At 44.2% G+C, this 353-nt stretch carries 1 protein-coding gene; it reads left to right on the top strand.

Translation table 11 applies throughout. From position 1 onward, the window contains the following. Window positions 1-353 (top strand): SdrD B-like domain-containing protein (locus tag CD112_RS12905; RefSeq protein WP_180991560.1); only part of this gene is annotated, 353 nt, incomplete at both ends.

The raw sequence follows: 353 nt of genomic DNA, 5'->3' as shown, positions 1-353 counted from the left end.
GACGATGCATTGGATTCAGACGGCGCGTCAACAACAGTAACAATCAATAACGCAGATAACTACACAATCGACAGCGGATTCTTCAAACCAGCGGTTGAAGAACCAACGCCAGTACCAGCAACATACAACTTAGGCGACTATGTATGGGAAGATTCAAACAAAGACGGCATCCAAAACTCAAACGAAGTGGGTATCGAAGGTGTAACAGTGACATTGACAAAACCAGACGGATCAACAGTAACAACAGTTACAGATGCGAACGGTAAATATGAATTCACTGGCCTAGAAAACGGCGACTACACAGTTGATTTCACAGCACCGGAAGGTTATGAAGCAACATTAGTCAACGTAGG

The sequence above is a fragment of the Staphylococcus simulans genome (assembly GCF_002902285.1).
Taxonomy (GTDB): Bacteria; Bacillota; Bacilli; order Staphylococcales; family Staphylococcaceae; genus Staphylococcus; species Staphylococcus simulans.
This window is presented reverse-complemented; position numbering and strand designations above follow the sequence as displayed.